The sequence below is a fragment of the Neisseria sp. P0022.S010 genome, assembly GCF_051956635.1.
Genome location: NZ_JBQCXF010000662.1, coordinates 1 through 1,485 on the forward strand (window position 1 = coordinate 1; position 1,485 = coordinate 1,485).

At 48.4% G+C, this 1,485-nt stretch carries 1 protein-coding gene; it reads right to left on the bottom strand.

What is annotated here, in order from left to right:
* Window positions 1–97: 97 nt before the first annotated feature.
* Window positions 98–1,255 (bottom strand): ATP phosphoribosyltransferase regulatory subunit, encoded by a 1,158-nt coding sequence (locus tag ACTHUT_RS20460; protein ID WP_250600341.1) that lies wholly within the window; start codon window positions 1,253–1,255, stop codon window positions 98–100.
* Between the last annotated feature and the right edge of the window lie 230 nt (window positions 1,256–1,485).

Consider the following 1,485-nt stretch of genomic DNA (forward strand, 5'->3'; position numbering starts at 1 on the left):
ACCTTTGCCTTCATCACCCCATTGGGCACCGATTACGACAACATTTTTAGCCATAGCCATCTAACCTTATTTCAGATACAAAATTTCAAAATAAAACTCAATCGTTCAAAGCGATTACTTTCCAAACACCATCTACCTGTTTCAGACGGCCTGTAACCTCTTCCGAACCGTTATAGCCGATACCGTAATCGATAACGACACATTGTCCTTGTTCACGCAAAGCATCTACCGCTTCTTGAGCCGCAGGCATATCTTTTACATCGACAGCCACCACGGATTCCCGTCCGATAGCAGGAAGTCGGCCGATAAAGCTGCGCAAATCAAAACTGAATCCGGCCGCAGGACGCGCGCGTCCGAAGTATCCGCCCAATCCGTCATAACGGCCGCCGCGTGCCACGGCATCATGACGGTTTGAACCATAAGCCGCGTAAAGCAAACCGGTATGGTAATTGTCAACGCGCAATTCCGATAAATCGATATGCACTTTTTGATTTGGGAACGCATCGCATACTGCCTGCAATTCATCCAAAGCCGCACTGACTGCGGACAATTCCGGTAATTTCTCACGGGCCAAAGTCAGCACTTCACGACCGCCGTACAGTCGGGGCAACAGTGAAAACGCTTTTGCCCACATACCATCGAGTTTCCACTCTTTGACCAACTGGCTGACGGCCTCAGCATCTTTGTCCTGCATCGATGAAAGCAGGATTGCCGATTGCTGCTCATTCAAATGCGCGGCATTTGCCAAAGCACGGAATACGCCGATATGGCCCAATGAAAGCAAGACCTCGCCCATATCGGCGATTTTCATGCTTTTCAGCATCAAATCAATCAATTCAATATCCGCTTCAATGCCTTCCAAGCCGTACATTTCCGCACCGGCCTGCAAAGGCTCGCGCATATTGAGCAATCCGTCAGGCCGCGCATGAAGCACCGAACCGGCATAGCATAAACGGTTGATGCCTTGGTTGGCGGAAAGCAAGTGGGCATCAATACGCGCCACCTGCGGTGTAATATCCGCGCGGATACCGAGCTGACGGCCGCTGAGCTGATCGACGACCAAAATGGTTTTCAAAGACAAACCGGCATCGATATGCGTCAATAAGGAATGGCTGTATTCCATCAATGGCGGTTGCACCAATTCATAACCATGCACGCGAAACAAAGCCAACAGCCGCTCACGGGCGCTTTCCAGTTGTCGGGCATTGGTCGGTAACACGTCGGCAACGTGTTCAGGAAGCTGCCAAGACTTCATGAGAATCTACCTCTGTTTTTTTGTAAACATAAAGGGCTGCTTAAATTTAAAACCAAATCAGCCTGACGACTGAAATTTTCCTGAATGCATCAATAGCAAATCTGATGCGGCTTCAACAAAACTGATTTTAAATTTAAACAGCCCCTGAGTAACGGCTTCAAACCGTCGAGTTATTAAAATCAGACTTTACCATATTAAAACGAATTTTGCACCCTGTTTACAGAGAACGT